Consider the following 22,245-nt stretch of genomic DNA (forward strand, 5'->3'; position numbering starts at 1 on the left):
GGCCGGCTCAGTAGCGCCGGAACAGCGCGACCAGCCGCCCCTGGACCTTCACCCGCTCGGCCGGGAAGATGCGGATCTCGTAGCGCGGGTTGGCCGGTTCCAGCGCCGTCGAGTTGCCGCGCCGGCGCAGCCGCTTGAGCGTCACCTCGACATCGTCGATCAGCGCCACGACGATCTGCCCCGTCTCGGCGGTCTCACCCCGGCGGATGATGGCGGTGTCGCCATCGAGGATCCCGGCATCAACCATCGAATCGCCGGCCACCTCGAGCGCGTAGTGCTCGCCCGGACCCACGAGCGAGGCGGGAATCTCGATTTCGGCCTGGTGCTCGCGCAGCGCCTCGATCGGCTGGCCGGCGGCGATCCGCCCGTACAGCGGCAGGGTGATGGCCGCCGCCGGATCGGCCGCGCGCGCGCCCTGCAGGCGGGCGGTGAAATCGCCCCGGATCACATTGGGCGCGAAGCCCGTATCCGGCCGGTCCGCCGCGGCATCCGAGGGCAGGCGCAGCACTTCCAGCGCCCGCGCGCGGTGCTTGTGCCGGCGCAGGAACCCGCGTTCCTCCAGCGCGCCGATCAGCCGGTGAATGCCCGATTTCGACTTGAGGTCGAGCGCCTCCTTCATCTCCTCGAAACTCGGGGAGCAGCCCGTCCGGCGCAGATGCTGATCGATATAGACCAGCAGTTCGTGTTGCTTGCGGGTGAGCATCGGGCATTCTCCGGCTTCTTGCCCCGAATGCGCCGCAATGGCCGGGGCCGACAGGACGCTTTTGGGAACAAAACGCTAACATCTGTTCTTAAAGGGCCGATTCGCGCCGCGTCAAGACCTTCGTGACGCTGGCGCGACCCGGCCGAAGGTCAGACGAGAGCCCGCTGATATTGCGGCACGAGATCAACCGGCAGGCCGAAATGCTGCGCCGCGCGGATCGGCCATGCCGGGTCGGCCAGCAGGGCACGGGCGAGGAAGACGAGATCCGCCCGCTCGTTGGCGACGATCTCGGCCGCAAGCTCGGGCTCGCGGATCATGCCGACCGCGCCGGTCGCGATCCCGGCCTCGCGGCGGATGCGCTCGGCGAACGGCACCTGGTAGCCGGGGTGGATCGAGGGAATCCTCTGCTGCGGCGAAATTCCGCCGGTCGAACTGTCGATCAGGTCGACATCGCCGCGGGCGGCGAGCCAGCGGCACAGCGTCACCGCCTGGTCGGCGTCGAAACCGCCCTCGATCCAGTCGGTGCAGGACAGGCGCACGAAGAAGGGCAGGTCGTCCGGCCATTCCGCCCGCATAGCGTCGATCGCCTCCATCACGATCCGCGCGCGGTTGGCGAGATCGCCGCCATAGGCGTCGGTGCGATGATTGCTGACCGGCGAGAGGAACTGGTGCAGCAGATAGCCATGCGCCGCGTGAAGCTCGACGATGCGGAACCCGGCGCTGCGGGCGCGGGCCGTGGTCGCGGCGAAATCGCCCACGATGGCGGCGATCTCGCCGGCGGTGAGTTCGTGCGGAGCGGGGCGATCAGGCGCGAAGGGCAGCGGACTCGGCGCCACCGGCAGCCAGCCATCCGCCGCATCGGGCGCCACGAACCCGTCGCCCTTCCAGGGCTGGGTCTGGCTTGCCTTGCGGCCGGCATGGGCGATCTGGATCGCCGGCACCGCGCCGCCGTATTCGATCAGCGCGACGAGGCGCTTCATGAATGCCTCGTGCCCGTCATTCCAGAGGCCGAGGCAATGGGCGGTGATCCGCGCCGCGGGCGAGACATGCGTCGCCTCGGTGAAGACGATGCCGGCGCCGCCCATCGCCTTGGCGCCGAGATTCTGGATGTGCCAGTCCTGCCCGAGGCCGTCGATCGCGCTGTACTGGCACATCGGCGAGACAACGATGCGGTTGCGCGCCTCGACGCTGCGGAAGCTGACCGGCTGAAAAAGCTTGGGAATACGCGCCACGGCAAGACCTTTCGACAATGAATGAAGACGTTTGCCCGGTGAGATGGCGCAGGGAAGGCGGGCATGCAACCGTCGGCCCTTGCCAGGCCGCGCGCCCTGCCGCCAAACCGGGCCATGGCGATTCTCTCGATCCAGTCACAGGTGCTCAACGGCGCGGTCGGCAATGCCGGCGCGGCCTTCATCCTGGCGCGGCATGGCCACGAGGTCTGGCCGCTGCCGACGGTCCTGCTGTCGCATCATCCCGGCCATGGCGGCGCCGAGGGTGGCCCGGTGAAGCCGGCGCGGCTTGCCGCCCTGCTGGACGGGCTCGCCGCGCGCGGCGCCTTCGCGCGGTGCGAGGCGGTGCTGTCCGGATATCTCGGCGCCGCGGCCGCGGTTCCCGTGGTGGGCGAGGCCGTCAGCCGGGCGCGGGCGGCGAATCCGGCGGCGCTCTATGTCTGCGATCCGGTCATCGGCGATGACGGGCGCGCCTACGTGCCGCCGCCGCTGATCGCCGCGATCCGCGAAACCCTGGTGCCGCGCGCCGATATCGCGCTGCCGAACGCCTTCGAGCTCGGCATTCTTGCCGGCACCACCCCCACGGACAGGTCCAGCGCCTTCGCCGCCATGGAGGCGCTTGGCACGAGGCTGGTCGTCCTGACCGGTTTCGCCGGCGCGGATACGGCGCCCGGCATGCTCGACATCCTCGCCATCGACCCGGATGGGCGCCGGCAGATCTCCGTGCCCCGCCTCGCCGGGCGGTTCTCCGGCGCAGGCGATGCCTTCGCCGCCCTGTTCATGGCCCATTACCTGCCGTCGCGTCGGCTTGACGCGGCCCTGACCGCCGCCGCGGCAGCAACGACGGAACTGCTCCGCATCACCGCCGCCCTCGGAACGGACGAACTCGCCATCGTCGCGGCTCAGGAGGCGTGGGTTGCGGCCGGACGCGCCGCACGGGATGATGAAAATCCGGCGAGATGAACCATTTGTGTTGATCTGGGCGAAACCGCCGACATAGTCTGGTCTGGAATGAGCCTGTCCGCCGCGCCGTCGTGCGGCGAGGGCGTCCTCGGGAGGTTTGCGATGACAACGATGGCTGCGATACTGAAACGGAAACCCACCGCGCTGATCTCGGTGCCGCCTGAGGCGCGTATCCGCGAGGTGGTCGTCGTGCTGGCGGAGAAGCGCATCGGCGCTGTGGTCGTGCAGTCGCCGAACAGCGACCTGCTCGGGATTCTCTCGGAGCGCGACGTGGTCAGAAGCCTGGCGGCGAACGGCGCCGCGACGCTGGAGATGGAGGCGAGCCAGCTGATGACCCGCGCCCCCACCACGGCGACGCCGTCGACCACGGTTTTCGAGGCGGAAAACCTGATGACCGACGGGCGTTTCCGCCATCTGCCCATCGTCGACGGGGGCAAGCTGGTCGGTGTCGTCAGTATCGGCGACGTGGTGAAGTCGCTGATCGAGACGCAGACGCACGAAGTGCGCAGCCTGCGGGAATACGTCAACGGCAGCGCCTGACCGCGCGGCCGCGCGAGGTCAGCCCGGCGGGGCGAGCGGCTGCGCCTGAACGCTGCTGTTCCCGCCATAGCCGGTATCGCTTCCCGTACCGCTCGTGTAGCCACGAGAGGAAGACATAGGCGCCGGCGCCAGTTGCTGCGGTGCCGCATTGGCCGGCCCTGGCCCGGCTTCGTTCGTGGTCGGCGCCGCCGCGCCGCCGGCCCAGGGCGGATTGCCGAGATTCACCTGCTTCGGCGTCGTGTTCGCGGCGGTGAGAGCGCCAATGCCGCCTCCAACGGCACCGCCGACGAGAACGCCGATCGGCCCGCCGATCAGGCCGAAGGTCGCGCCCGTGGCGGCCCCGCCGGCAGCCCCGCCGCTCATGCGATTGCCGGCATCCGCGCCGCACCCGGCCAGCGTCACCGTCATTGCCGCAATCAGCCCCAGCGTGGTCGCTTGCCGCCGCCTGCGCTTCCAATCCGTCATTGAATGCTCCTTCCCGCGCCGGAGCGTTTCCGGCTGTCGGACCCTACAGCGCGGAATCGTGGCGAAACAAGGTTCGGGCCGAGTCCGGACGATGATTTCGGCGTAATCCAGGACAGGCTGCAACGAGGTCGCGAAGGGCGATCGCCACCGGCCATGTGCCGGAATGACGTGCTTATGGAAGTTCATCCCCGATCCTGCCTGACGGCCCGGCCAGCGCCCGAGGTTTTGGCACAATTCCTGCTAACTGCCCGATGTCACACGGATCAGCCGCATCGGATAACGGGCGGAACAAGAAGGAGCGGGTCGCCATGACGCGACGTTTATGGACGGTGGGAGCCCTCTCGCTCCCGCTTGCCGGCATCTGTTTGCCTGCAAAAGCGGCAGAATCGGGTTTGAGCGCGGGCGATACTGCCTGGATGTTGGTCAGTTCGGTCCTGGTGCTGCTGATGACCATTCCCGGCCTCGTGCTGTTCTACGGCGGCATGGTCCGCAAGAAGAACGTGCTTTCGATCATGATGCAGAGCGTCGTCATCTGCGCGGTCGTTTCCGTCCTGTGGCTCGTGGTCGGCTACAGCCTGGCCTTTTCCAACGGCAACGGCTTCGTCGGCGGGCTGGGCGATGTCCTGCTGGAAAACCTGGCGCGTGACTGGAACCTGCCCTTCACCCTCGGCACGGGGCTACCCGACGCCGTGCATCTGCGGGTGCCGGAGAGCGTGTTCGTCATGTTCCAGCTCACCTTCGCGATCATCACCCCGGCCGTGATCACCGGCAGCTTCGCCGAGCGGATGAAGTTTTCCGCCCTGCTGATCGTGATGGCCGCATGGTCGCTGCTGGTTTACGCGCCAATCGCCCACTGGGTCTGGAGTCCCGCAGGCTGGCTCTACCGGCTCGGCATCGCCGACTACGCGGGCGGCACGGTCGTCGAGGTGAATTCCGGCATTGCCGGCCTCGTCTGCGCGCTCTATCTCGGCCGCCGCCTCGGTTTCGGACAGGACAACATGATGCCCTGGAACCTGTCCTATGCGGTGATGGGCGCCTCGCTGTTGTGGGTCGGCTGGCTGGGCTTCAATTCCGGCGGCGCCGGCGGCGCCAATCCGAATGCCGGCATGGCAGTGCTGGTCACCCAGATGGCCGCGGCGGGAGCGACCCTGTCCTGGACCGCGGTCGAATGGGCGCATCTCGGCCGTCCCACGGTGCTGGGCGCGATTTCCGGTGCCGTGGCCGGCCTTGTGGCCATCACCCCGGCGGCGGGCTTCCTGCTTCCCGGCCCGGCACTGCTGCTCGGGCTTGCGGCTGGCGTGGTCTGTTTCTGGGCCGTCACCGTCGTGAAAATCCGCCTTCGCTACGATGATTCGCTCGATGCTTTCGGTGTGCATGGTGTCGCGGGCATTCTCGGCACGCTGGCCACCGGCGTGCTCGCCTTCGGCCCGCTTTCGGGCGGCGCGGTCGAACCCGGACTGCACCAGCTGGCGATCCAGGCGCTCGGCGTGGCGGCGACGATGATCTATTGCGGCGTCGTCACCGCCGGCATCCTGTTCGCCACGCAGCGCCTGGTCGGCCTGCGTGTGACCCGTGACGAGGAACGGCAGGGCCTGGATGAGGTGCTGCACGGAGAATCGATCGCCTGACACCCCGCCCGCCGGGAAGGCGGCGCCGCGCCGGCATCCGGCATTTTGACTTGCGGCGCCGAAGCCCGCAGAAGTCGGGTCGAACCCGCCGCCGCGGGATTCCGGTGCGATACGGAGGAACGGAGCCCATGCTCGTCGTCGGCAGCGCGAATATGGATCTCGTGGTGCGGACACGGCGCGCCCCGGATGCGGGCGAAACCGTCATGGGCCTCGATTACGCGACTTATCCGGGCGGCAAGGGGGCGAACCAGGCAGTCGCCGCGCGGCGGGCGGGCGCAACGGTCGCCTTCGCCACCTGCCTCGGCCGCGACGCCCATGGCGATGCCCTCCACGCGACGCTCGCCGCGGAAGGCATCGATCTCTCCCTTCTGCGCCGCGTCGACGCGGCGAGCGGGGTCGCGCTCATCACCGTGGAGGAAGGCGGGCAGAACCGCATCGTCGTCGTCCCGGGCGCGAACCAGGATCTGCGGCCGGAGCGCCTGCCCGATCCGGTGCCGGCAGGGCTGCTGCTGGCCCAGCTGGAGGTGCCCGTGGAAACCGTTCTGGCGGCGGCGCGACGAATGAGGGCCGCCGGCGGGCGGACGGTGCTCAACGCCTCGCCGGTGGACCGGCTCGATCCGGCCACGCGGGCCGATCTCCTGGCTGAAACCGACATTCTCGTGGTCAACGAAACCGAAGCGGCAGCCCTCCTGGGCGCCGATTCTCCGGATGCCGCACCGGCCGAGATGGCCCACCGCCTTGCCGCCGGACGGCAGGCGGCCATTGTCACCCTCGGCGCCGCTGGCGTGGTATGGCACGCGGGCAAGGCGGGTAGCCGGGTTGAGCCGCATCGGGTTCCGGTGGTCGATACCACCGCCTGCGGCGACGCCTTCGCCGGCGCGCTGGCTGCCTCGCTCGAGGCGGGCGGCTCGATCGAGGAGGCTGTCCGTTTCGGCAATGCGGCCGGCGCGCTCGCCGCGACACGGACCGGCGCGCAGCCCTCCCTGCCGACCCGCCAGGCCATTCTCGACCTACTGACCCGCGACACATGAAGGAGCGCCCATGCTGCACGGTATCGATCCCATCCTCACCGCCGATCTTCTGCATGCGTTGCGGGCGATGGGCCATGGCGACACGATCGCCATCGTCGACGCGAATTTTCCCGCCGCCACCTGTGCGAGGCGCCTGGTCGCCATGCCGGGCCTCGAGGCCGGGACGGTGTTCCGGGCGGTGCTGAGCGTCCTGCCGGTCGATGATTTCATCCCCTTGCCGCTGCTGACCATGCAGGTCGTCGGCGACGCGGCGGCCGTGCCTCCGGCGGTGGCGGAGTTCCGGCAGATCGCGGCCGGGGCCGGGGTGGGCGCCGAACGGATGGGCACACTGGATCGCCATGGCTTCTACGCCGCCGCGCGGGACAGTTTCGTGATCGTCCAGACCGGCGACCGGCGGCTCTATGCCAACGTGATTGCGACCAAGGGCGTGATCAGGACCTGAACGGCGCCGCCCCAAGCCGCCGAACCGTCTCGGGATCGGGCTGTCCGTCGTACCAGCGGTCGAGATTCGCCTGGCAGATTTCGTCGCCGCACGCCAGCGCGAACAGGCTCATCGAAGAGCGGAACTTCAGCGCATCGATCGGGCCGAAGATCGCCTCCGGCGAATCGGCTTTGGCCGCCAGCACGAGCGCGGCGGCCTCGCGCAGGCGGGCGCCAAGCAGCGGATGCGCCATGTAGGCGCGGGCTTCCGCCATCGAGCCGATGCCGTAATGCGCCGCCGCCAGCGAGCGGCCGAGCCCGCGCAACTGGGGAAAGACGAACCACATCCAGTGCGTTCGTTTCCGCCCGGCCGCGAGTTCGGCGAAAACCTGCCCGATCACCGGCGCCTGGGCATCGACGAAGCGGGCGAGATCATGGGGATCGTCACCGGGCATCGAGCCGACCCTGCCGCAGGACGGATGGCTCGCGCCCGGCCGAAATCCGGCGCCCCAGCCGCGCGCGGCGCCCGCGGGTATCAGGCATTGCCGCCGCCGAGCTCCGCGCCTTCGCCGTGCGACAGCCCCGGAAGTGCGTGAACATGCGCGTCTCGGGCGCCATGCCGGGTCAGAATGTCCAGGGCGCGGCGCTCCTGCTCGGGCGTCCATGTCCGGACCCAGAGCAGAAGGCCGCCTTGTTCCAGCTGGTCCTGCAGCCGCCTGGCTCGGCTGTCGCCGACGAATTTGGCGAGCACACCGCCGATCAGCCCGCCGGTTCCGCCACCGATCGCGGAGGCGATGACCGCCGCTGCCAGCTCACCGCCCGCGGCAACGATCGGCACCGCCGCAACGACCGCGCCGACATAGAGCAGCCCGCCGATCAGCGCGCCTTCCGCATCTCCGACGGATTCCGGCGAGACGTAGTCTCCGCGCGGTGTTTTGGGATCATCCTCCAGACCGGCAATGTTCCGCCGTTCGGTCCGGGGTGTTTCGAATACCGAGGCCTCGGAGGCCAGAAGGCTGATATCGGCACGGTCGAAACCTGCCATCAGCAGATCGTCCACGGCGGCCTGGAACGCATCTCGTTCAGTGAAGACGCCAACCGCTTCGCGGATCGTGATGGGCGGCTCAATGGCAGACATGGTCTTTCCTTTCTGAACGATCGATGGACAAACTGGCCCGCCCCGCCGACCGTCGCTGCCGGTTCGCCCCCGACATGCGCCGCCGGGTTGCCTCAAGATCGACTTCGCGACCAGGGACGTTCATCTGTCCTCTGAAATGCTGCGGGTTTCGGTAAGAGGAAACTAGGTCAGCAGAACGGGGAACGGCCAGCCCCCTTGGAGGTGATGGCCAATCGGGTCATGTGTGGACCGTCATCTCGCCCGGCGATGGCGAACTCGGTTCGCATGCGGACGGACCGGGGGCGTACATGCCTTGTCGCTGCATTGAACCGGCCGCTGCCAGGCTCGTGGTGGTGACGCCGCCGGGCTGATTTCCAGCCAGGCCCACGTCCACCGGCGATACGGCCTCATGCCGTGCATGCCCGCGACTTATCCACCTTATCCACCTTATCCACAGCCCCGTCGCGCGGCGGGCGCGCTGTCCTGCATCCATCGGCCGCGCTAGTAGCGTGTCATGGATATGACCGAGTCCGCGCTTCTCACCGTCTCCCCAAGACTGCCGCCCGCCAATCTCGAGGCCGAACAGGCCCTGCTCGGCGCCCTGCTGGCCAACAACAAGGCCTATGAGCGGGTTTCGGAGTTCCTCGCCCCCGAGCATTTCGCCGATGCGGTGCATGGGCGGATCTACGAGGCGATCGCCCGGCGGATCGAGGCCGGGCAGGTCGCCGACCCAGTCACGCTGCGCGCGACCTTCGAACATTCCGGCCTGCTCGACGATGTCGGCGGCGCGGCCTATCTCGGCCAGTTGCTCACCGCGATGGTCGGGATCATCAATGCCGGCGATTACGGCCGGATCATCTACGATGCCTGGATCCGCCGGCAGCTGATCGAGCTGGGCGAGCTCACGGTCAATCGCGGCTTCGGGTCGGATCCCGAGCTCGACGGCACCGCACAGATCGAGGCGGCGGAGCAGGCGCTGTTCGATCTCGCCACCAAGGGCGGCAGCGAGGGCGCCGCGATGACCTTCGAGACCGCGCTGGCGATGGCGATCGACACCGCCGCCAAGGCCTTCGAGCGCGATGGCAAGGTCTCGGGCCTGACCACGGGCCTCACCGATCTCGACGCCCGGACCGGCGGGTTGCACCCGTCGGACCTGCTGATCCTCGCCGGCCGCCCCGGCATGGGCAAGACGGCGCTCGCGACGAAGATCGCCTTCGGCGCCGCCCAGGCCCTGCTCAACGAGGCCCGCGCCGAGAACCCGAACGCCGAGGCAAAGCAGTGCGTCGCGGTCTTCTCGCTTGAAATGAGCGCCGAGCAGCTCGCCACCCGCCTTCTCGCCGAGGAGGCGCGCGTCTCCTCCGACCGCATCCGCCGCGGCGAGATCGGGCAGAAGGATTTCGACAATTTCGTCGCGGTGTCGCGCCGCATCGCCCGGCTGCCGCTGATCATCGACGACACGCCGGCGATCACCCTCTCCGCGCTGCGCACCCGCTGCCGCCGGCTGCGGCGAACGCGCGGCCTCGCGCTCATCGTGGTCGACTATCTCCAGCTCATGCGCCCCGCCGCCGGCACAAGGCCGGACAACCGCGTGCTGGAAATCAGCCAGATCACCCAGGGGCTGAAGGCCATCGCCAAGGAACTCTCGGTCCCGGTCATCGCACTCTCGCAGCTCTCCCGCGCCGTGGAATCCCGCGAGGACAAGCGCCCGCAGCTCTCCGACCTTCGCGAGTCCGGCACGATCGAGCAGGACGCCGACGCGGTGATGTTCGTCTATCGCGACGAATACTACCTCCAGGCCCGGATGCCCAAGCAGATGGCGTATGATTCGGAGGACAAGTTCCAGGACGCGCTGGCCAAATGGCAGCAGGACATGGAGCATGTGCACAACCGCGCCGAGCTGATCCTCGCCAAGCAGCGCCACGGCCCGACCGGCAAGATCGACCTGTTCTTCGAGGCCGAATTCACTCGATTTGCCGACCTCGACACCCAACATGAATGACCGGTGAGCGAACGGAAGGAGTGCGCGCGATGGCGACATCAGGCGGCAATGCCTGCGCCGGCCTGCCCGAGGCCGACCTTGCGCGGATCGCGCAGGCGGCGGAGCGCTATGTCGCGGCGCACGGGCTGTTCGCCCGCCTGCTGAGCCGGATCGGCCGCGGCACCGTGGGCGCGGCGGAACGCGCGCTGAACCTGTTCCTGCCGAACAGCCGCCGGGCGATCGAGGACTACGCCTCCGAAGCTCTGTGGTCGCTGCTCGACGTCTCGCGCGCCGGACTTGCGCCGCGCCGCGCGGGGCCGGCCTCCGAACGGGTCTATCGCGGCGCCGTCGCGGCGAGCGGGGCGATCTCGGGCCTCGCCGGCGGCCCGCTCTCGCTGGCCGACATTCCGTTCACCATGGCGATGATGTTCCGCGCCATCGCCGAGATCGCCCGCAGCCATGGCGAGGACATCGACGCGTTCGAAACCCGGCGCGCCTGCCTCGAAGTGTTCGGCTTCGGCACGATCCGCGACGAGGAAGGCGAGGTCGAGGCGAGCTACTGGGCGGTGCGCGGCGCGCTGACCCATGCGCCGCTTTCGCTGTTCCTGCGCACGGTCGCCGCGCGCTTTTCCGTCATGCTGTCCGAACAGGCGATGGCGGCCCTCGTGCCGCTGGTCGGCGCCTTGTCGGGGGCAGGCGCCAATTACCTGTTCATGAGCCATTTCCAGACCATGGCCCAGGTTCACTTCACCATTCGCGACCTTGAGCGCCGGCACGATCCCGAGCGGGTGCGCGCCTGTTTCGATGCGCATGTCGCCCGCCTGCGGGAGCGCCGGCAACTGTTCCGCAACGCCGCATGAACCACCCGACCCTGACCATCGACCCCGGCGCCGTCGCCGCCAACTGGCAGGCGCTGGCCGCCCGCCATGCGGGGGAGGTCGCCGGCGTGGTGAAGGCGGATGCCTACGGACTCGGCGCGGCGCTGATCGCCCCTGCCCTCGCCGCTGCCGGCTGCCGCAGCTTTTTCGTCGCCACGCTGGATGAGGCCCTTTCCCTGCGCGCCCTGTTGCCGGCGGCGCGGATCGGCGTGCTCAATGGCTGCCCGCCCGGCGAGGAGGAAACGATGCGCGCGCGGGAGCTGAGGCCGGTTCTGGGCTCGCTCGCGGCCTGCGCGCGCTGGCGCGGCGCCGCTGGCGATGACGAGGCGCCGCCTTCGTTCCTGCATCTCGATACCGGGATGAACCGGCTCGGCCTCGATCGTGACGAGGCGGCCCATCTCATCGCCCATCCGACTCTTCTCGACGGGCTGGGCCTGACGCATGTGATGACGCATCTGGTCGCCGCGGAGGAGCCGGATGCGTCGGCGAATGCCGCGCAGCGCGAGCGTTTCGCCGCTTTCGCCGCGCGGTTCCCCTGGCTGCGGACCAGCCTTGCCAACTCCTCGGGCCTGTTTCTCGGCCCTGGGTTCGGCTCCGACCTCGCGCGGCCGGGCTATGCGCTCTATGGCGGCAACCCGACACCGACGGCGGCGAATCCGATGCGCCCGGCCATCGCCCTCGCCGCCCCCATCCTGCAGATCCGCGCGATCGCTTCGGGCGAGACCGTCGGCTACAACGGCACCTGGCGGGCGGCGCGGCCCTCGCGTATCGCGACGATCGGCGTCGGCTATGCCGATGGGTTGCCGCGGTCGCTGTCGAACCGGCTGACGGCGCGCTGGCAGGGGAAGATCATCCCGGTCGCGGGCAGGCTGTCGATGGACCTGACGACGTTCGACGTCACCGATCATCCCGACATCGCGCCCGGCGACGTCATCGAGCTGATCGGCCCGGGCCATGACATCGATGCCATCGCCGCCGAGGCCGGCACGATCGGTTACGAGATTCTGACCTCGCTCGGCCCGCGCTATCGGCGGGTCGTGAAATCGGTATAATCCGGCGCATGAATCTCGTGCTCGACCCGATTGCCGCTCTCGGCCGCCTTGCGCTCGGCTTCGTGATCATGCTCGGCGAACTTGCGCTCTTCGCCGCCGCCGGCCTGTCCGGCCTGGTGCGCCCGCCCTTCCATCTGCGCAATTTCGGCCGCGCGCTGATGGAAATCGGCTATTCGAGCCTGCCGGTCGTCGCCCTCACCGCCGTGTTCACCGGCATGGTGCTGGCGCTGCAGAGCTATGTCGGCTTTTCCCGGTTCGACAGTTCGAGCGTGATCGCGAGCGTGGTGGTGCTGTCGCTCACCCGCGAGCTCGGCCCGGTGCTGGCCGGCCTGATGGTCGCGGGGCGGGCGGGCTCGGCGATTGCCGCGGAAATGGGCACGATGCGGGTGACCGACCAGATCGACGCGCTGACCACACTCGCCACCGATCCGATGCGCTATCTCGTCACCCCGCGCCTGCTCGCCGGGGTGATCGCCCTGCCGCTGCTGGTGGTGATCGCCGACATTCTCGGCGTGGCCGGCGGCTTCCTGGTCTCCACCGTCAGGCTCGGCTTCGAGCCCAACGCCTATCTGCGCGACACCGTGAACTACCTGCACAGCAACGATGTCGTCTCCGGGCTTGTGAAGGCGGCGGTGTTCGGCTTCGTGATCGCGTTGATGGGGTGTTTTCACGGCTACCGCTCGCGCGGCGGCGCGCAGGGCGTTGGCGGTGCGACCACGGCGGCGGTGGTCTCCGCCTCGGTGCTGATCCTGGCACTGGACTATCTGATGACCCAGGCGTTCTTCTCGTGAGCGGCGGCGGGACCATCGAGCCGAAGATCCGCATCCGCGGGCTGCGCAAGAGCTTCGGCGCGAAGCGGGTGCTCGACGGTGTCGATCTCGACGTGATGCCGAAGACGAGCACCGTCGTCATCGGCGGGTCGGGCACCGGCAAGTCGGTGCTGCTGAAATGCATTCTCGGCCTGATCCCGCCGGATGAGGGCGAAATCTGGATCGATGGGGAAAACCTGATCACCGCGCGGCCGGCGCGCGCCCGCGCGCTGCGCGACCAGATCGGGATGCTGTTCCAGAACGGCGCGCTGTTCGACAGCCGGCCAGTCTGGGAAAACGTCGCGTTCGGGCTGCTGGCACGCGGCCGCGTTACCCGCGCCGAGGCGCGCACGGTCGCAGCCCGTGTGCTCGCTCAGGTCGGCCTTGATGCCAGCGTCGGCGAGTTGTCGCCGGCCGAGCTCTCCGGTGGCATGCAGAAACGCGTTGGCCTGGCGCGGGCGATTGCCGCCGAACCGTCGATCATGTTCTTCGACGAACCGACGACGGGGCTCGACCCCATCATGGGTGCCGTGATCGATGGGTTGATCGTCGATTGCGTGAAGCGCCTCGGTTCGACATCCATCACCATCACGCACGACATGGCGAGTGCCCAGCGTATCGGCGACCGGATCGCCATGTTGCAGGACGGCAAGATCGTGTGGGAAGGCGATGCCGCCACGGTCATGAACAGCGGCAACGACATGGTGGATCAGTTCACCCACGGCCGCCGCGAAGGGCCGATCCGGATGGCCCTGCGCCGCTGACATCAATCGGCGTACCCTGCCAGCGGCGTCACGACATGACATTGCCAGGTGATATCGCCGTTATTGAACTTGCCGCTCGGCAACTAAAAAGCCCCGGGCACAAGGCCCGGGGCTGGCTCAAATGTCCCGTCCAAAATAGACGTCAGGTGATAATCGAGCCTCCAACAAATTTCTGCAGGTTGCTGGCATTGTAGCCAACCATGGTGATCTGCGTATTGTCCGAGAGGGTGACGAGCGCGGCACCGGTGGGGTAGTTGCCGTTGTTCGCACCAGTGACACTTACAATGTTGACACCGCTGAGAATGACAATGTTGTCGGTCTTCGAATTGAAGTTCTCAAGCACGTCGTTGCCGCCGCCGCCCTGCAGCGAGGACGAGAAGAAGTAGGTGTTGGTGGCGCCAGAAACGGTCGAACCATACATCGTCGCCGAGCCGGTTGCCGCGAAGAACGCCTGACTGCCGGAACCGGCGGACGAAATGATGTCGGTCCCCGAACCCGCAGCGAAAAGGTTGTTTTGCGTGACGGAGCTCGCCATCAGGGTTTCGTTGCCCGGTCCAGCAAACAGATCGTTATTGAGCGCGGAAGTAGTAGCTCCCCCACCACCGGCGAGGAGGTAATCGTTGTTGCCCGCACCCACCAGCGAAACGCCGCCATTGCCGCCGATCAACGAGTTGTTGCCGCCTGTGCCGCCGTAGAGCAGGCCACCGGCATTGCCGCCGAACGCGGTCACCGAACCGTGGCCGCCAAGCACCGTTGCCTGCGCCGAACTGGAGTTGATAAAATCCAGCGTGCCGGCGTAGCCGGTGGGAACGCCCGCCTGAACCGAGGCTGATCCGGTGGCCAGAACCGTATCGTTTCCGGTCAGCACCTTGAAGCGGTCAAGGCCACCGCTCAGCGTGGCCTGATTATCGCCACCCGCGTAAATGGTCGTGTTGCCCCCCAGATCGTAAATCTGATTGGGGTTCGAACCCGAATTGCCGGATGGCGCCGCGCTACCATTGGTCGAGATGACGGCATTGCTCTGTGAACCGATCAGATAGGTTGACGTATACCCGTTACCGGCAACCGAAACAGTGCCCGGAACCTGAACGACAACCTCATTGGCGCTTGACGGAACTGTAACGCCGATATTGTTCGCGGTGCCGGCAGCCGACGCGCCAGTGCTGTCCGTGTTGGTGATCTCATAGATCCCACCAGAAGAACTGGAACCGGCAAACGTTGCAGTTTTCCCGGCAATCGCATCGAAGTTGACCATAGACGACTGGCCGTTAGCAACGGCCGCGTTGACCACATCAACGATCGACTGAAGGGACGCCAAGCTCGTGCCGCTCAATCCGCTTGCGGGAACCTGAACAATTCCGCTGACATGAGTGGCGGAATTGTTCACGCCACCTATGACTGTAATATATGAACTCATACCGTAAACTCCTGAAAAACCCTTACATGAATGATTCTCAATTATCCTGAACTGGCGTGGCAGGCAAGAGAAACTTTGCCTTTTCAAAACAATTGTTTTTAGATTTAACTAACATATTAGACGAAAATTTTAGGCAATTTCTAAAAATTTGAGTTTAAAATAAAAACTTTCCGTTATCATTTCTGGAAAGTTCGATTTCGTATCATATGGAGAATTTTAGATCTCTACGCGTGTCATAATTTCATATTAGACACGTTCGTTATGGACCGTAGGAGCATGGGAGTATCTTTATTCGAAAGAAAGAATAATCTTCCCGATATGTCCGCTCTCTTCCATCAAGCGATGTGCGCGGACAACATCTCCCCAGGGCAAGGCTTCGGCAATCACCGGGCGAATTTTCCCCGATTCGAGCCAAGGCCATGCGCGTTCCCGCAATGCCGCAGCAATGCCCCCCTTCTCGGCAGTGCTGCGAGGCCGCATCGTCGATCCGGTGACGGTCAGCCGGTTGATCATGATCGGCAAGAGATCGAGATTGCTGGCGATGCTGCCTCCCATGAAGGCAATCTGGATCAGCCGCCCGCCACGCCTCAAGGCACGCAGATTCTGCTGGGTGTAGGGCGCTCCAACCATGTCGAGCACCACGTCGACCCCGTTGCCGGCCGTCAGTGCCTTGATCTCATGAAGGAAATCCCGCTCACGGTAATTGATAGCAGCGGTCGCGCCAAGTTCGAGGCAAGCGTTGCACTTCGCAGCCGAGCCCGCGGTGGCGTAGACGCTCGCGCCATGAGCATGGGCCATCTGGAGCGCGGCGACGCCGATTCCGGACGTCCCGCCATGAACGAGAACGGAGTCGCCGGGCGCCAGGCGACCAAGATCAAACAGATTGGCCCAGACGGTAAAATACGTCTCCGGCAACGAAGCTGCCTCGATCGCGCCGAAGCCGGCAGGCCACGGCAGGCACTGCGCCGCCGGCACCGCGACATACTCGGCGTAGGCACCGCCATTGCAGAGTGCGGTCACGCGGTCACCCATCCGCCAATTGTGAACCGCGGCGCCGCATGCCACCACGGTTCCCGCCGCCTCCAGGCCAAGAATCGGGCTTGCACCCGGCGGCGGCGGATACGCCCCCTTGCGCTGCTGCACGTCAGGCCGGTTTACGCCGGCAGCCTCCACCCGGATCAGCACCTCATCATCACGAGGCTCCGGAACCGGACCGGTCACGACATGCATCACTTCCGGCCCACCGGGGCGGTCGAACGTCACATGCTTCATGCTGTCTGGCAGGCTCATCTGCGTCTCCTCATCTTGTCCGCGCGGCCATGGACCCGTGGCGCGACAATTCCGGCGCCTATCCGCACACTTCCTTCACCTATATATATGATCCATGAACGAGCAACCGCCACGCTCCGCCCGTCCGTGAAGAGATTGCTGCCCCGTCGCGCCTTCATCGGGGGCCTCGGCGCTGCCGGACTATCGATCCGCGGCGCCCGGCCTGCGTCGATTCACGCCGCGAAAAAGCAACGCAAGCGCCTGCTGATCGGGACGCTGTTTCCCGAGACCGGTGCCCAGACGCTTCTCGGCGACGAAGCCTGGCGCGGCGTCGAACTCGCGATCGATGCGGCGCGAGCCGGGATCGACGCCGACATTGAAGTCCTCCGCGCCGATGCGGCAAACCCCGACGCGGCCATCCGCGGCATGATCCGCAAGGCCGGCAAGGCGTCCGATATCGCCATGATTCTCGGCAGCCAGTCATCGACAGCCGCCTTCGCCGCGACCGCCGCCGCCGAACTCGCCGGCATTCCCTATGTCGAGCTCGACGCGCCGGCCGACGGCATCACCCGCCGCGATTTCAAGATCCTGAGCCGCATCTGCACGACAACGACGGATTTCGCCAGTGCCGCCGAATCGGCCATCACCACGCTGCTGATCCCTGGCTGGAAGACCGGCGCCGAACGCCTGCGCCTTGCCCTCCTGTTCGATATCGGCGCCACGGACGGCTCCTTCGCCGGCGCGATGCTCGCGGCCTGCCGGCGAGCCGGGCTACCGGTCGTGCTCAGCATGGCCTACGCCACCGAAGCGGCGGATTTCGACGAGGAAGTCGCGCGGATGCGGCGCGCCGGCATCGAACTGCTGATCCATGCCGGGCGCACCGCGCATGTGCTGCTGCTCTACCAGGCCATGCAGGAGGCCGGCTGGCGGCCCCGGATGATCATCGGGGCCGGGCCTGGCTATGGCCTCGCCGAGACGGGCGCGGCGCTGGGCCCCGCGCTCGACAATACGATGGTGATCGGCAACCCGCTTTACGGAGAGGACTCGGCATCGATCGCGGCAGCCTATCAGCGGCGCTATGCCGCCCCACCGCGCGGCGGGGCGAGCCTTACCACCCATGTCGGCACCACGCTGGCGCTGGACGCGCTGCGCACCGGCAAGCCGCTGCCGGCATCGCTCACCGCCATCAGCCGCCCGCGCGGCAGCCTGGCGAATGGCTGGGGCGTCCGCTTCGACACCACGGGCCAGAACCGGGAAAGTTTCGTCACCCTCCAGCAATGGCGGGACGGCGCCCTCATCACCATCGACCCGAAAATCCCCGGCGCCGCGAAACCCGCCCTCACCCTCTGAAGGCCGCGCGGCGCCCGGCGATCACTGCCCCGGCGCGGCGGGCGGCTGGGCCGCGAAATAGGCGGCCACCGCCTTGATCTGCGACGGACTCAGCATGTCGGCGATCTTCTGCATCAGGTGCAGGTTGCTCTCGTTGCGCGCGCCTTTCTGCCAGGCCAGCAGCTGCGCCTCGAGATAGTTCGCCGGCTGGCCGGCGAGCCGCGGGAATTCCGGCTCCATGCCGCGCCCGCCGGCGCCGTGGCACGAGTCGCAGGCCGGAATCGCGTGGTCGGTGCCCGCGCCGACACCGTGGATCGCCAGCGTCTCGCCGACATTGTCCTTCGGGGCGGCGGGTAGCGAGGCCGGAGCGACCACCGGCAGGCCGTGGTAATATTCGGCGATCGCCTTGCGCTCAGACGCGTTCAGCCCGCCGGCGAAGCTGCTCATCATGCCGTTGCGTCGCGTGCCATGCTTGAAGGCGTAAAGCTGCTGCTCGAGATATTTCACCGGCTGGCCGGCGAGCGCCGGAAACCCGGCGGCCGGATTGCCCATGCCGTTCTGGCCATGGCACCCCGCGCATTGCGCTGCCTGTGGCGGCGGGGCCGCCTGCGCCACGCCGATCCCGGCCAAAATCGCCACAACCGCCAGCACGCCACTGTTTCGCATCATGTCCACCCCGTCCTGAAATACCGATATAGAACGCTCTTAGACCGTCGGCGCGCCGCGTTCCATACGGCAGGCGGCCGGGACGCGGGCACTCACCGTCCTGTCAACGCGGACCAGGGAGAAATCCGTGCAGCCCGGCCCGTCGATCCGGCCGGCCATAGACCCGCCCGCGCCGCCGAGCGTGCCACGCAGCCCGACCCAGACGAAATGCGCCGGGCGCAGCAGCCATATCGTCGGCTCCAACGCGATGCTGCGGGCGGCGGCGTCGTAGCGTCCGGCCATCGTGAAGCAGCCCGGCGGGACATGCGGATTGCCCGCCAGCGCGTGGAAGAAGAACAGCGCCCGGACCCGGCCGCGCCCGACCGGGGTGATGGTGAGATCGAGCGCCGTGGCGCCCTGCGCGCAATGATACTGCCCGGCCCAGGCGCCGGCCGGCGAGACGCGGGCAGGCCGGACGTCCGCAACGGCCCCCATCGCGACCCCGACCAGCATTGCCGCCAGCATCGCCCCCTGCGCGACACGGCGCAGGCGGATCACGAGCGCGCGCCCGCGATCGTGGCCCGGACGATCGACGGCGTGAGCACCTGCGGCAGAACCACCGGTGCGGCATGTCCGGGCGGGTAATAGACATAGATCGGCACGCCATCCCGCCCATGCGCGGCAAGGAAGCGGGTGATCGCGGGATCGCGCCGGGTCCAGTCGCCGACCATGAGCGTCACGTGCCGTGCCGCGAAAAGGCGCTGCATCGCGCGCGGCGCCAGTGCCACCCGCTCGTTCACCTGGCAGGTGATGCACCAGGCGGCCGTCATGTCGACGAACACGGCATGGCCGTCCTTGCGCAGCGCCGCGAGCTTCGACGGGGAATAGGGCACCGCGCTGCGGGGCAGTGCGCCGGGGAGCGCGGCGGGACCTGTTGCATCGGCGGGGACGACCCGGGGCAGGAGCAGCACCGCCCCGATCACTGCGAGAACCGCGAGCCCACGGAGGAGAATGCCCGGAAAGCGTAGCAGCCAGAGAGCGAAGCCGATGAGCAGCGCGCCGGCGCCGACGATCAGCACGCCCGACGATCCGGCCTCGACCGACATCACCCAGAGCAGCCAGACGGCGGTGCCGAACATCGGGAACGCAAGGATCTGCCGCAGGATCACCATCCACGGTCCGGGCCGCGGGAGAATACGGCCGACCGCGGGGACCGCGGCCAGCGCCACGAAGGGCAGGCCGATGCCGAGGCCGAGGGAAGCGAATATGCTCAGCCCGAGCGTGACGGGGGCGGCAAGTGCCGCCGCGAGCGCACCGCCCATGAACGGCGCCGTGCACGGCGTGGCCACCGCGACGGCGAGCAGCCCGGTTGCGAAACTGCCGAGCACGCCGCCATGGCGGGCCAGGCCGGCACCGAGATTCTCGAGTCCGGAGATCTCGAACAGGCCGGCGAAATTGAGCCCGATGGCGAAGACGAGCCAGGCCATCACGGCGATGAAGACCGGCGACTGGAACTGGAAGCCCCAGCCCAGCGCCGCGCCGCCCGCGCGCAGGGCGAGCAGCCCGCCGCCGAGCAGCAGCATCGCGGCGACGGTGCCGGCCGCATAGGCAAGCGCCTCGCGCCGGGCGAGCGGACGGTCGTCATGGCCGAGCCGGGCCAGCGCCAGCGCCTTGATCGCCAGCACCGGAAACACGCAGGGCATCAGGTTGAGGATCAGGCCCGCCAGCAGTGCGGCGCCGAGCCAGACGATCAGGGGCGTGCCGGCAAGCGGCGGCGGCGCGGCGCCCGGCGCGGCATGCAGTGTCAGCGCCTGCATCCGGCCCGAGGGATCGGTGATCTCGATCACGCCGGCGGCCGCGGTCATCGGCGGGTGCGCCGGCTTGAGCCGGAGGGTGAAGCCATCGCGCACGAAGCCAAGACGCTGCGGCGCCGCGTTGACGATCGCCGCCGGATCATCGGGATAGAAATGCGCGCCCTTCACCACGCTCCGGCCGAGACCGGCGCCGGTGATGGCGAGCGTGCCGTCCGGCGCGATGGTCGCGCGATAGGGCGAGGGACGCGGCAAGGCCGCGCGGGCGGCGCGGAACAGGTCAGCCTCGGCCGACGCACCACCTGCAAGGGCGAGATGGAAACGGCCGTGTTCGGGAACGCAGAGCTTGGGGTTGCAGACCAGCCATTCGGCCTTCGCGTCGATCGCCGTCACACCGGATTGAGGCAGTGTCACGGTGAAGGGAAGCAGCACCGTGCCGCTCTCGATATAGTCGCCCACGCCGCCGCCGGCGACCAGCCAGTGCGGCGGCGGAAAGGCGAATGGGCCGGCCTTCGCCCCTGCCGGCGCGACGATCGACACGGTGGGAGCCTGCCCGGCATCGCCCGGATCCGACCAGTAGATGTGCCAGTCCGGCTTCAGGTGGAACAGCAGGCCGAGCGTGATTGTCCCGGCCTTCGGCGCGTTCGCGGCGGAGACGAGCGAGACCTGCGCGCGCGGCGAGGTGACCTCGTTGCTGCGCGCCGCCCGCGCCGGGCCGGTGGCGGCAAGAGCCAGAAGGAAGGCGGCAAGAGCGGGCAGAAGGCGTTTCATCGGCTCAATATCGCATATCGGGCGGTTCGGTGCTAACCGCCCGCCTCATGGACGAACTGCCGGTTGCCGCCATCCTGCCCGATCTTCGCGCAAGCCTCGCGCGGTCGGCCAATGCCGTTCTCGTCGCCCCGCCCGGCGCGGGCAAGACCAGCCTGGTGCCGCAGGCACTATTGGGTGCGGACTGGCTGGGCGGACAAAAGATCGTGATGCTCGAACCAAGGCGGCTTGCCGCCCGCGCCGCGGCGGAGCGGATCGCGCAGCTGATCGGCGAGGCGCCAGGCGGCACGGTGGGCTATCGCACGCGGCTGGAGTCCGTGACCGGCCCGGCGACGCGGATCGAGGTGATCACCGAGGGGCTGCTGACCCGCCGGCTGCTGGCCGATCCCGGGCTCGATGGCATCGGCTGCGTGATCTTCGACGAGATTCATGAGCGCAGCCTCGAGGCCGATCTCGCCCTGGCGCTGACGCTCGACCTGCAGCGCGGCCTGAGGCCGGAGCTGCGAATCCTCGCGATGTCGGCCACCGCCGACATCGCGACCCTGACCACGCTGCTGGAGGCGCCGGTGATCGAGAGCGCGGGGCGGGTCCATCCGGTGACGATCGAATTCGCCGCGCGCGATCTTGCCGATGCGCGGGACCTGCCGGCGGCGCTGGCCCGCGCGGTGCGCGGCGCGCTGGCGGCGCATCGGGGCGACGTTCTCGCCTTCCTGCCCGGTGTTGGGGAAATCCGCCGCGCCGCCGAGGCGCTGGAGGGCGCGCCGGCCACGATCATGCCGCTCTACGGCGACCTGCCGCCGGCGGAACAGGCGCGGGTGCTGGCCCCATCGAGCCAGCGGCGCGTCATTCTCGCGACCAGCATCGCGGAGACCTCGCTCACCGTGCCGGGGGTGCGGGTGGTGGTGGATGGCGGGTTTCGCAGGGCGCCGGAATTCGATACCGGCCGGGCGCTGACCCGCCTCGTGACGCGGCGGATCAGCCGGGCGGCGTCCACCCAGCGCGCCGGCCGCGCCGGGCGCGAGGCGCCGGGGGTGGCGATCCGGCTGTGGACGGAGGCGCTGCATCGCGGTCTGCCGGAGTTCGACGCACCGGAAATCGCCGCCGCCGAGCTTTCCGGGCTGGTATTGGCCTGCGCCGCCTGGGGCGCGGACGCGGCGGCGCTGCCCTTTCCCGAGCCGCCGCCGCCCGGCGCGCTGGCGCAGGCGCGCGCCCTGCTCACCGATCTCGGCGCGATCGACGCCACCGGGCGGATCAGCCAGGCCGGACGGCGGATGGCCGAACTCGGCGCCGCCCCGCGCCTCGCGGCGATGATGCTGGCCGCGGATGGCGCGGCGGAGGCGGCGCTGGCCGCCGATCTCGCAGCACTGCTCGAGGAACGCGACCCGCTGCGCGAGGCGGGCAGCGCCGATATCGCGCTGCGGCTCGACGC

22 protein-coding genes are annotated in these 22,245 nt (G+C 68.3%); 12 read left to right on the forward strand and 10 right to left on the reverse strand.

What is annotated here, in order from left to right; all coding sequences use genetic code 11:
* Positions 1 to 7: 7 nt before the first annotated feature.
* Together lexA and RT91_RS05155 are read right to left on the reverse strand one after the other, a co-directional pair.
* Complete coding sequence (gene lexA / locus RT91_RS05150) at positions 8 to 703, reverse strand: transcriptional repressor LexA (protein WP_007424091.1); 696 nt, start codon at positions 701 to 703, stop codon at positions 8 to 10.
* A gap of 149 nt (positions 704 to 852) precedes the next feature.
* On the reverse strand, positions 853 to 1,935 hold the full coding sequence (locus tag RT91_RS05155; protein ID WP_035186025.1) for an NADH:flavin oxidoreductase/NADH oxidase: 1,083 nt from the start codon (positions 1,933 to 1,935) through the stop codon (positions 853 to 855).
* Positions 1,936 to 1,998: 63 nt separating this feature from the next.
* Here RT91_RS05155 and pdxY point away from each other — a divergent pair, with 63 nt between their 5' ends.
* Together pdxY and RT91_RS05165 are read left to right on the forward strand one after the other, a co-directional pair.
* Positions 1,999 to 2,895 (forward strand): pyridoxal kinase, encoded by an 897-nt coding sequence (gene pdxY, locus RT91_RS05160; RefSeq protein ID WP_050807205.1) that lies wholly within the window; start codon positions 1,999 to 2,001, stop codon positions 2,893 to 2,895.
* 102 nt (positions 2,896 to 2,997) lie between these two features.
* A complete protein-coding gene (locus tag RT91_RS05165; protein ID WP_012040382.1) occupies positions 2,998 to 3,435 on the forward strand; it encodes a CBS domain-containing protein in 438 nt (145 codons plus the stop codon).
* An 18-nt stretch (positions 3,436 to 3,453) separates the two neighbouring features.
* On the opposite strand, the gene RT91_RS05170 is transcribed toward RT91_RS05165, so the two are convergent.
* Complete coding sequence (locus RT91_RS05170; protein WP_007424095.1) at positions 3,454 to 3,900, reverse strand: hypothetical protein; 447 nt, start codon at positions 3,898 to 3,900, stop codon at positions 3,454 to 3,456.
* A gap of 308 nt (positions 3,901 to 4,208) precedes the next feature.
* Here RT91_RS05170 and RT91_RS05175 point away from each other — a divergent pair, with 308 nt between their 5' ends.
* The 3 genes from RT91_RS05175 to RT91_RS05185 all read left to right on the forward strand — a co-directional run bounded on the left by RT91_RS05175 (position 4,209) and on the right by RT91_RS05185 (position 7,001).
* Positions 4,209 to 5,528, forward strand: coding sequence for an ammonium transporter (locus RT91_RS05175; RefSeq protein WP_007424096.1), 1,320 nt, complete (start codon positions 4,209 to 4,211; stop codon positions 5,526 to 5,528).
* Between the two features lie 128 nt (positions 5,529 to 5,656).
* On the forward strand, positions 5,657 to 6,559 hold the full coding sequence (locus tag RT91_RS05180) for a ribokinase (protein ID WP_007424097.1): 903 nt from the start codon (positions 5,657 to 5,659) through the stop codon (positions 6,557 to 6,559).
* A 10-nt stretch (positions 6,560 to 6,569) separates the two neighbouring features.
* A complete protein-coding gene (locus RT91_RS05185; protein WP_007424098.1) occupies positions 6,570 to 7,001 on the forward strand; it encodes an RbsD/FucU family protein in 432 nt (143 codons plus the stop codon).
* Here the strand turns inward: RT91_RS05185 and RT91_RS05190 are convergent.
* Together RT91_RS05190 and RT91_RS05195 are read right to left on the reverse strand one after the other, a co-directional pair.
* On the reverse strand, positions 6,991 to 7,434 hold the full coding sequence (locus RT91_RS05190; RefSeq protein WP_007424099.1) for a DUF1810 domain-containing protein: 444 nt from the start codon (positions 7,432 to 7,434) through the stop codon (positions 6,991 to 6,993). The two genes, RT91_RS05185 and RT91_RS05190, sit on opposite strands and share 11 nt — an antisense overlap.
* Before the next feature lie 80 nt (positions 7,435 to 7,514).
* Entirely contained in the window at positions 7,515 to 8,039 is a 525-nt protein-coding gene (locus RT91_RS05195; protein ID WP_233489917.1) for a hypothetical protein, read from the reverse strand.
* 571 nt (positions 8,040 to 8,610) lie between these two features.
* Here RT91_RS05195 and RT91_RS05200 point away from each other — a divergent pair.
* The 5 genes from RT91_RS05200 to RT91_RS05220 are packed head-to-tail and all read left to right on the forward strand — an operon-like array spanning position 8,611 to position 13,577.
* Positions 8,611 to 10,095, forward strand: a complete 1,485-nt coding sequence (locus tag RT91_RS05200) for a replicative DNA helicase (RefSeq protein WP_007424101.1) — start codon at positions 8,611 to 8,613, stop codon at positions 10,093 to 10,095.
* 29 nt (positions 10,096 to 10,124) lie between these two features.
* Positions 10,125 to 10,934 (forward strand): EcsC family protein, encoded by an 810-nt coding sequence (locus tag RT91_RS05205; RefSeq protein ID WP_007424102.1) that lies wholly within the window; start codon positions 10,125 to 10,127, stop codon positions 10,932 to 10,934.
* On the forward strand, positions 10,931 to 12,004 hold the full coding sequence (alr, locus tag RT91_RS05210; RefSeq protein ID WP_007424103.1) for an alanine racemase: 1,074 nt from the start codon (positions 10,931 to 10,933) through the stop codon (positions 12,002 to 12,004). The genes RT91_RS05205 and alr overlap by 4 nt, the downstream gene beginning before the upstream one ends.
* Positions 12,005 to 12,012: 8 nt before the next feature.
* Entirely contained in the window at positions 12,013 to 12,795 is a 783-nt protein-coding gene (locus RT91_RS05215) for an ABC transporter permease (RefSeq protein ID WP_007424104.1), read from the forward strand.
* The gene (locus tag RT91_RS05220) at positions 12,792 to 13,577 is read left to right on the forward strand and encodes an ABC transporter ATP-binding protein (protein ID WP_007424105.1); all 786 of its coding nucleotides are present in this window, start codon (positions 12,792 to 12,794) and stop codon (positions 13,575 to 13,577) included. The genes RT91_RS05215 and RT91_RS05220 overlap by 4 nt, the downstream gene beginning before the upstream one ends.
* A gap of 142 nt (positions 13,578 to 13,719) precedes the next feature.
* Here the strand turns inward: RT91_RS05220 and RT91_RS05225 are convergent, their stop codons facing one another.
* Complete coding sequence (locus RT91_RS05225) at positions 13,720 to 14,964, reverse strand: hypothetical protein (RefSeq protein ID WP_240314200.1); 1,245 nt, start codon at positions 14,962 to 14,964, stop codon at positions 13,720 to 13,722.
* Positions 14,965 to 15,282: 318 nt separating this feature from the next.
* Positions 15,283 to 16,284, reverse strand: a complete 1,002-nt coding sequence (locus RT91_RS05230; RefSeq protein ID WP_007424107.1) for an NAD(P)H-quinone oxidoreductase — start codon at positions 16,282 to 16,284, stop codon at positions 15,283 to 15,285.
* 126 nt (positions 16,285 to 16,410) lie between these two features.
* Here RT91_RS05230 and RT91_RS05235 point away from each other — a divergent pair, with 126 nt between their 5' ends.
* Positions 16,411 to 17,613 carry an ABC transporter substrate-binding protein gene (locus RT91_RS05235; protein ID WP_240314201.1) on the forward strand — a complete coding sequence of 401 codons (1,203 nt, stop codon included), beginning with the start codon at positions 16,411 to 16,413 and terminating at the stop codon, positions 17,611 to 17,613.
* Positions 17,614 to 17,634: 21 nt separating this feature from the next.
* Here RT91_RS05235 and RT91_RS05240 read toward each other — a convergent pair whose 3' ends face one another.
* The 3 genes from RT91_RS05240 to RT91_RS05250 are packed head-to-tail and all read right to left on the reverse strand — an operon-like array spanning position 17,635 to position 20,819.
* On the reverse strand, positions 17,635 to 18,261 hold the full coding sequence (locus RT91_RS05240) for a c-type cytochrome (RefSeq protein ID WP_231844440.1): 627 nt from the start codon (positions 18,259 to 18,261) through the stop codon (positions 17,635 to 17,637).
* A gap of 36 nt (positions 18,262 to 18,297) precedes the next feature.
* Positions 18,298 to 18,795, reverse strand: a complete 498-nt coding sequence (locus RT91_RS05245; protein ID WP_035186031.1) for a hypothetical protein — start codon at positions 18,793 to 18,795, stop codon at positions 18,298 to 18,300.
* On the reverse strand, positions 18,792 to 20,819 hold the full coding sequence (locus RT91_RS05250) for a protein-disulfide reductase DsbD (RefSeq protein ID WP_035186034.1): 2,028 nt from the start codon (positions 20,817 to 20,819) through the stop codon (positions 18,792 to 18,794). Before RT91_RS05250 ends, RT91_RS05245 begins: the two co-directional genes overlap by 4 nt.
* A 47-nt stretch (positions 20,820 to 20,866) precedes the next feature.
* Here RT91_RS05250 and hrpB point away from each other — a divergent pair.
* Positions 20,867 to 22,245: ATP-dependent helicase HrpB (gene hrpB / locus RT91_RS05255; RefSeq protein ID WP_035186036.1), on the forward strand; the 1,379-nt coding region annotated here is incomplete at its 3' end.

The organism is Acidiphilium sp. JA12-A1, from assembly GCF_000724705.2.
GTDB classification, from domain to species: Bacteria; Pseudomonadota; Alphaproteobacteria; order Acetobacterales; family Acetobacteraceae; genus Acidiphilium; species Acidiphilium multivorum.

What these genes read in the sequence shown, in the direction of transcription:
- pdxY (WP_050807205.1), top strand. Translation starts at nt 1,999, where the DNA reads ATGCAACCGTCGGCCCTTGCCAGGCCGCGCGCCCTGCCGCCAAACCGG.
- RT91_RS05165 (WP_012040382.1), top strand. Translation starts at nt 2,998, where the DNA reads ATGACAACGATGGCTGCGATACTGAAACGGAAACCCACCGCGCTGATC.
- RT91_RS05230 (WP_007424107.1), bottom strand. Translation starts at nt 16,284, where the DNA reads ATGAGCCTGCCAGACAGCATGAAGCATGTGACGTTCGACCGCCCCGGT.
- RT91_RS05190 (WP_007424099.1), bottom strand. Translation starts at nt 7,434, where the DNA reads ATGCCCGGTGACGATCCCCATGATCTCGCCCGCTTCGTCGATGCCCAG.
- RT91_RS05180 (WP_007424097.1), top strand. Translation starts at nt 5,657, where the DNA reads ATGCTCGTCGTCGGCAGCGCGAATATGGATCTCGTGGTGCGGACACGG.
- RT91_RS05215 (WP_007424104.1), top strand. Translation starts at nt 12,013, where the DNA reads ATGAATCTCGTGCTCGACCCGATTGCCGCTCTCGGCCGCCTTGCGCTC.
- RT91_RS05250 (WP_035186034.1), bottom strand. Translation starts at nt 20,819, where the DNA reads ATGAAACGCCTTCTGCCCGCTCTTGCCGCCTTCCTTCTGGCTCTTGCC.
- RT91_RS05170 (WP_007424095.1), bottom strand. Translation starts at nt 3,900, where the DNA reads ATGACGGATTGGAAGCGCAGGCGGCGGCAAGCGACCACGCTGGGGCTG.
- RT91_RS05175 (WP_007424096.1), top strand. Translation starts at nt 4,209, where the DNA reads ATGACGCGACGTTTATGGACGGTGGGAGCCCTCTCGCTCCCGCTTGCC.
- RT91_RS05205 (WP_007424102.1), top strand. Translation starts at nt 10,125, where the DNA reads ATGGCGACATCAGGCGGCAATGCCTGCGCCGGCCTGCCCGAGGCCGAC.
- RT91_RS05185 (WP_007424098.1), top strand. Translation starts at nt 6,570, where the DNA reads ATGCTGCACGGTATCGATCCCATCCTCACCGCCGATCTTCTGCATGCG.
- lexA (WP_007424091.1), bottom strand. Translation starts at nt 703, where the DNA reads ATGCTCACCCGCAAGCAACACGAACTGCTGGTCTATATCGATCAGCAT.
- RT91_RS05200 (WP_007424101.1), top strand. Translation starts at nt 8,611, where the DNA reads ATGGATATGACCGAGTCCGCGCTTCTCACCGTCTCCCCAAGACTGCCG.
- alr (WP_007424103.1), top strand. Translation starts at nt 10,931, where the DNA reads ATGAACCACCCGACCCTGACCATCGACCCCGGCGCCGTCGCCGCCAAC.
- RT91_RS05240 (WP_231844440.1), bottom strand. Translation starts at nt 18,261, where the DNA reads ATGATGCGAAACAGTGGCGTGCTGGCGGTTGTGGCGATTTTGGCCGGG.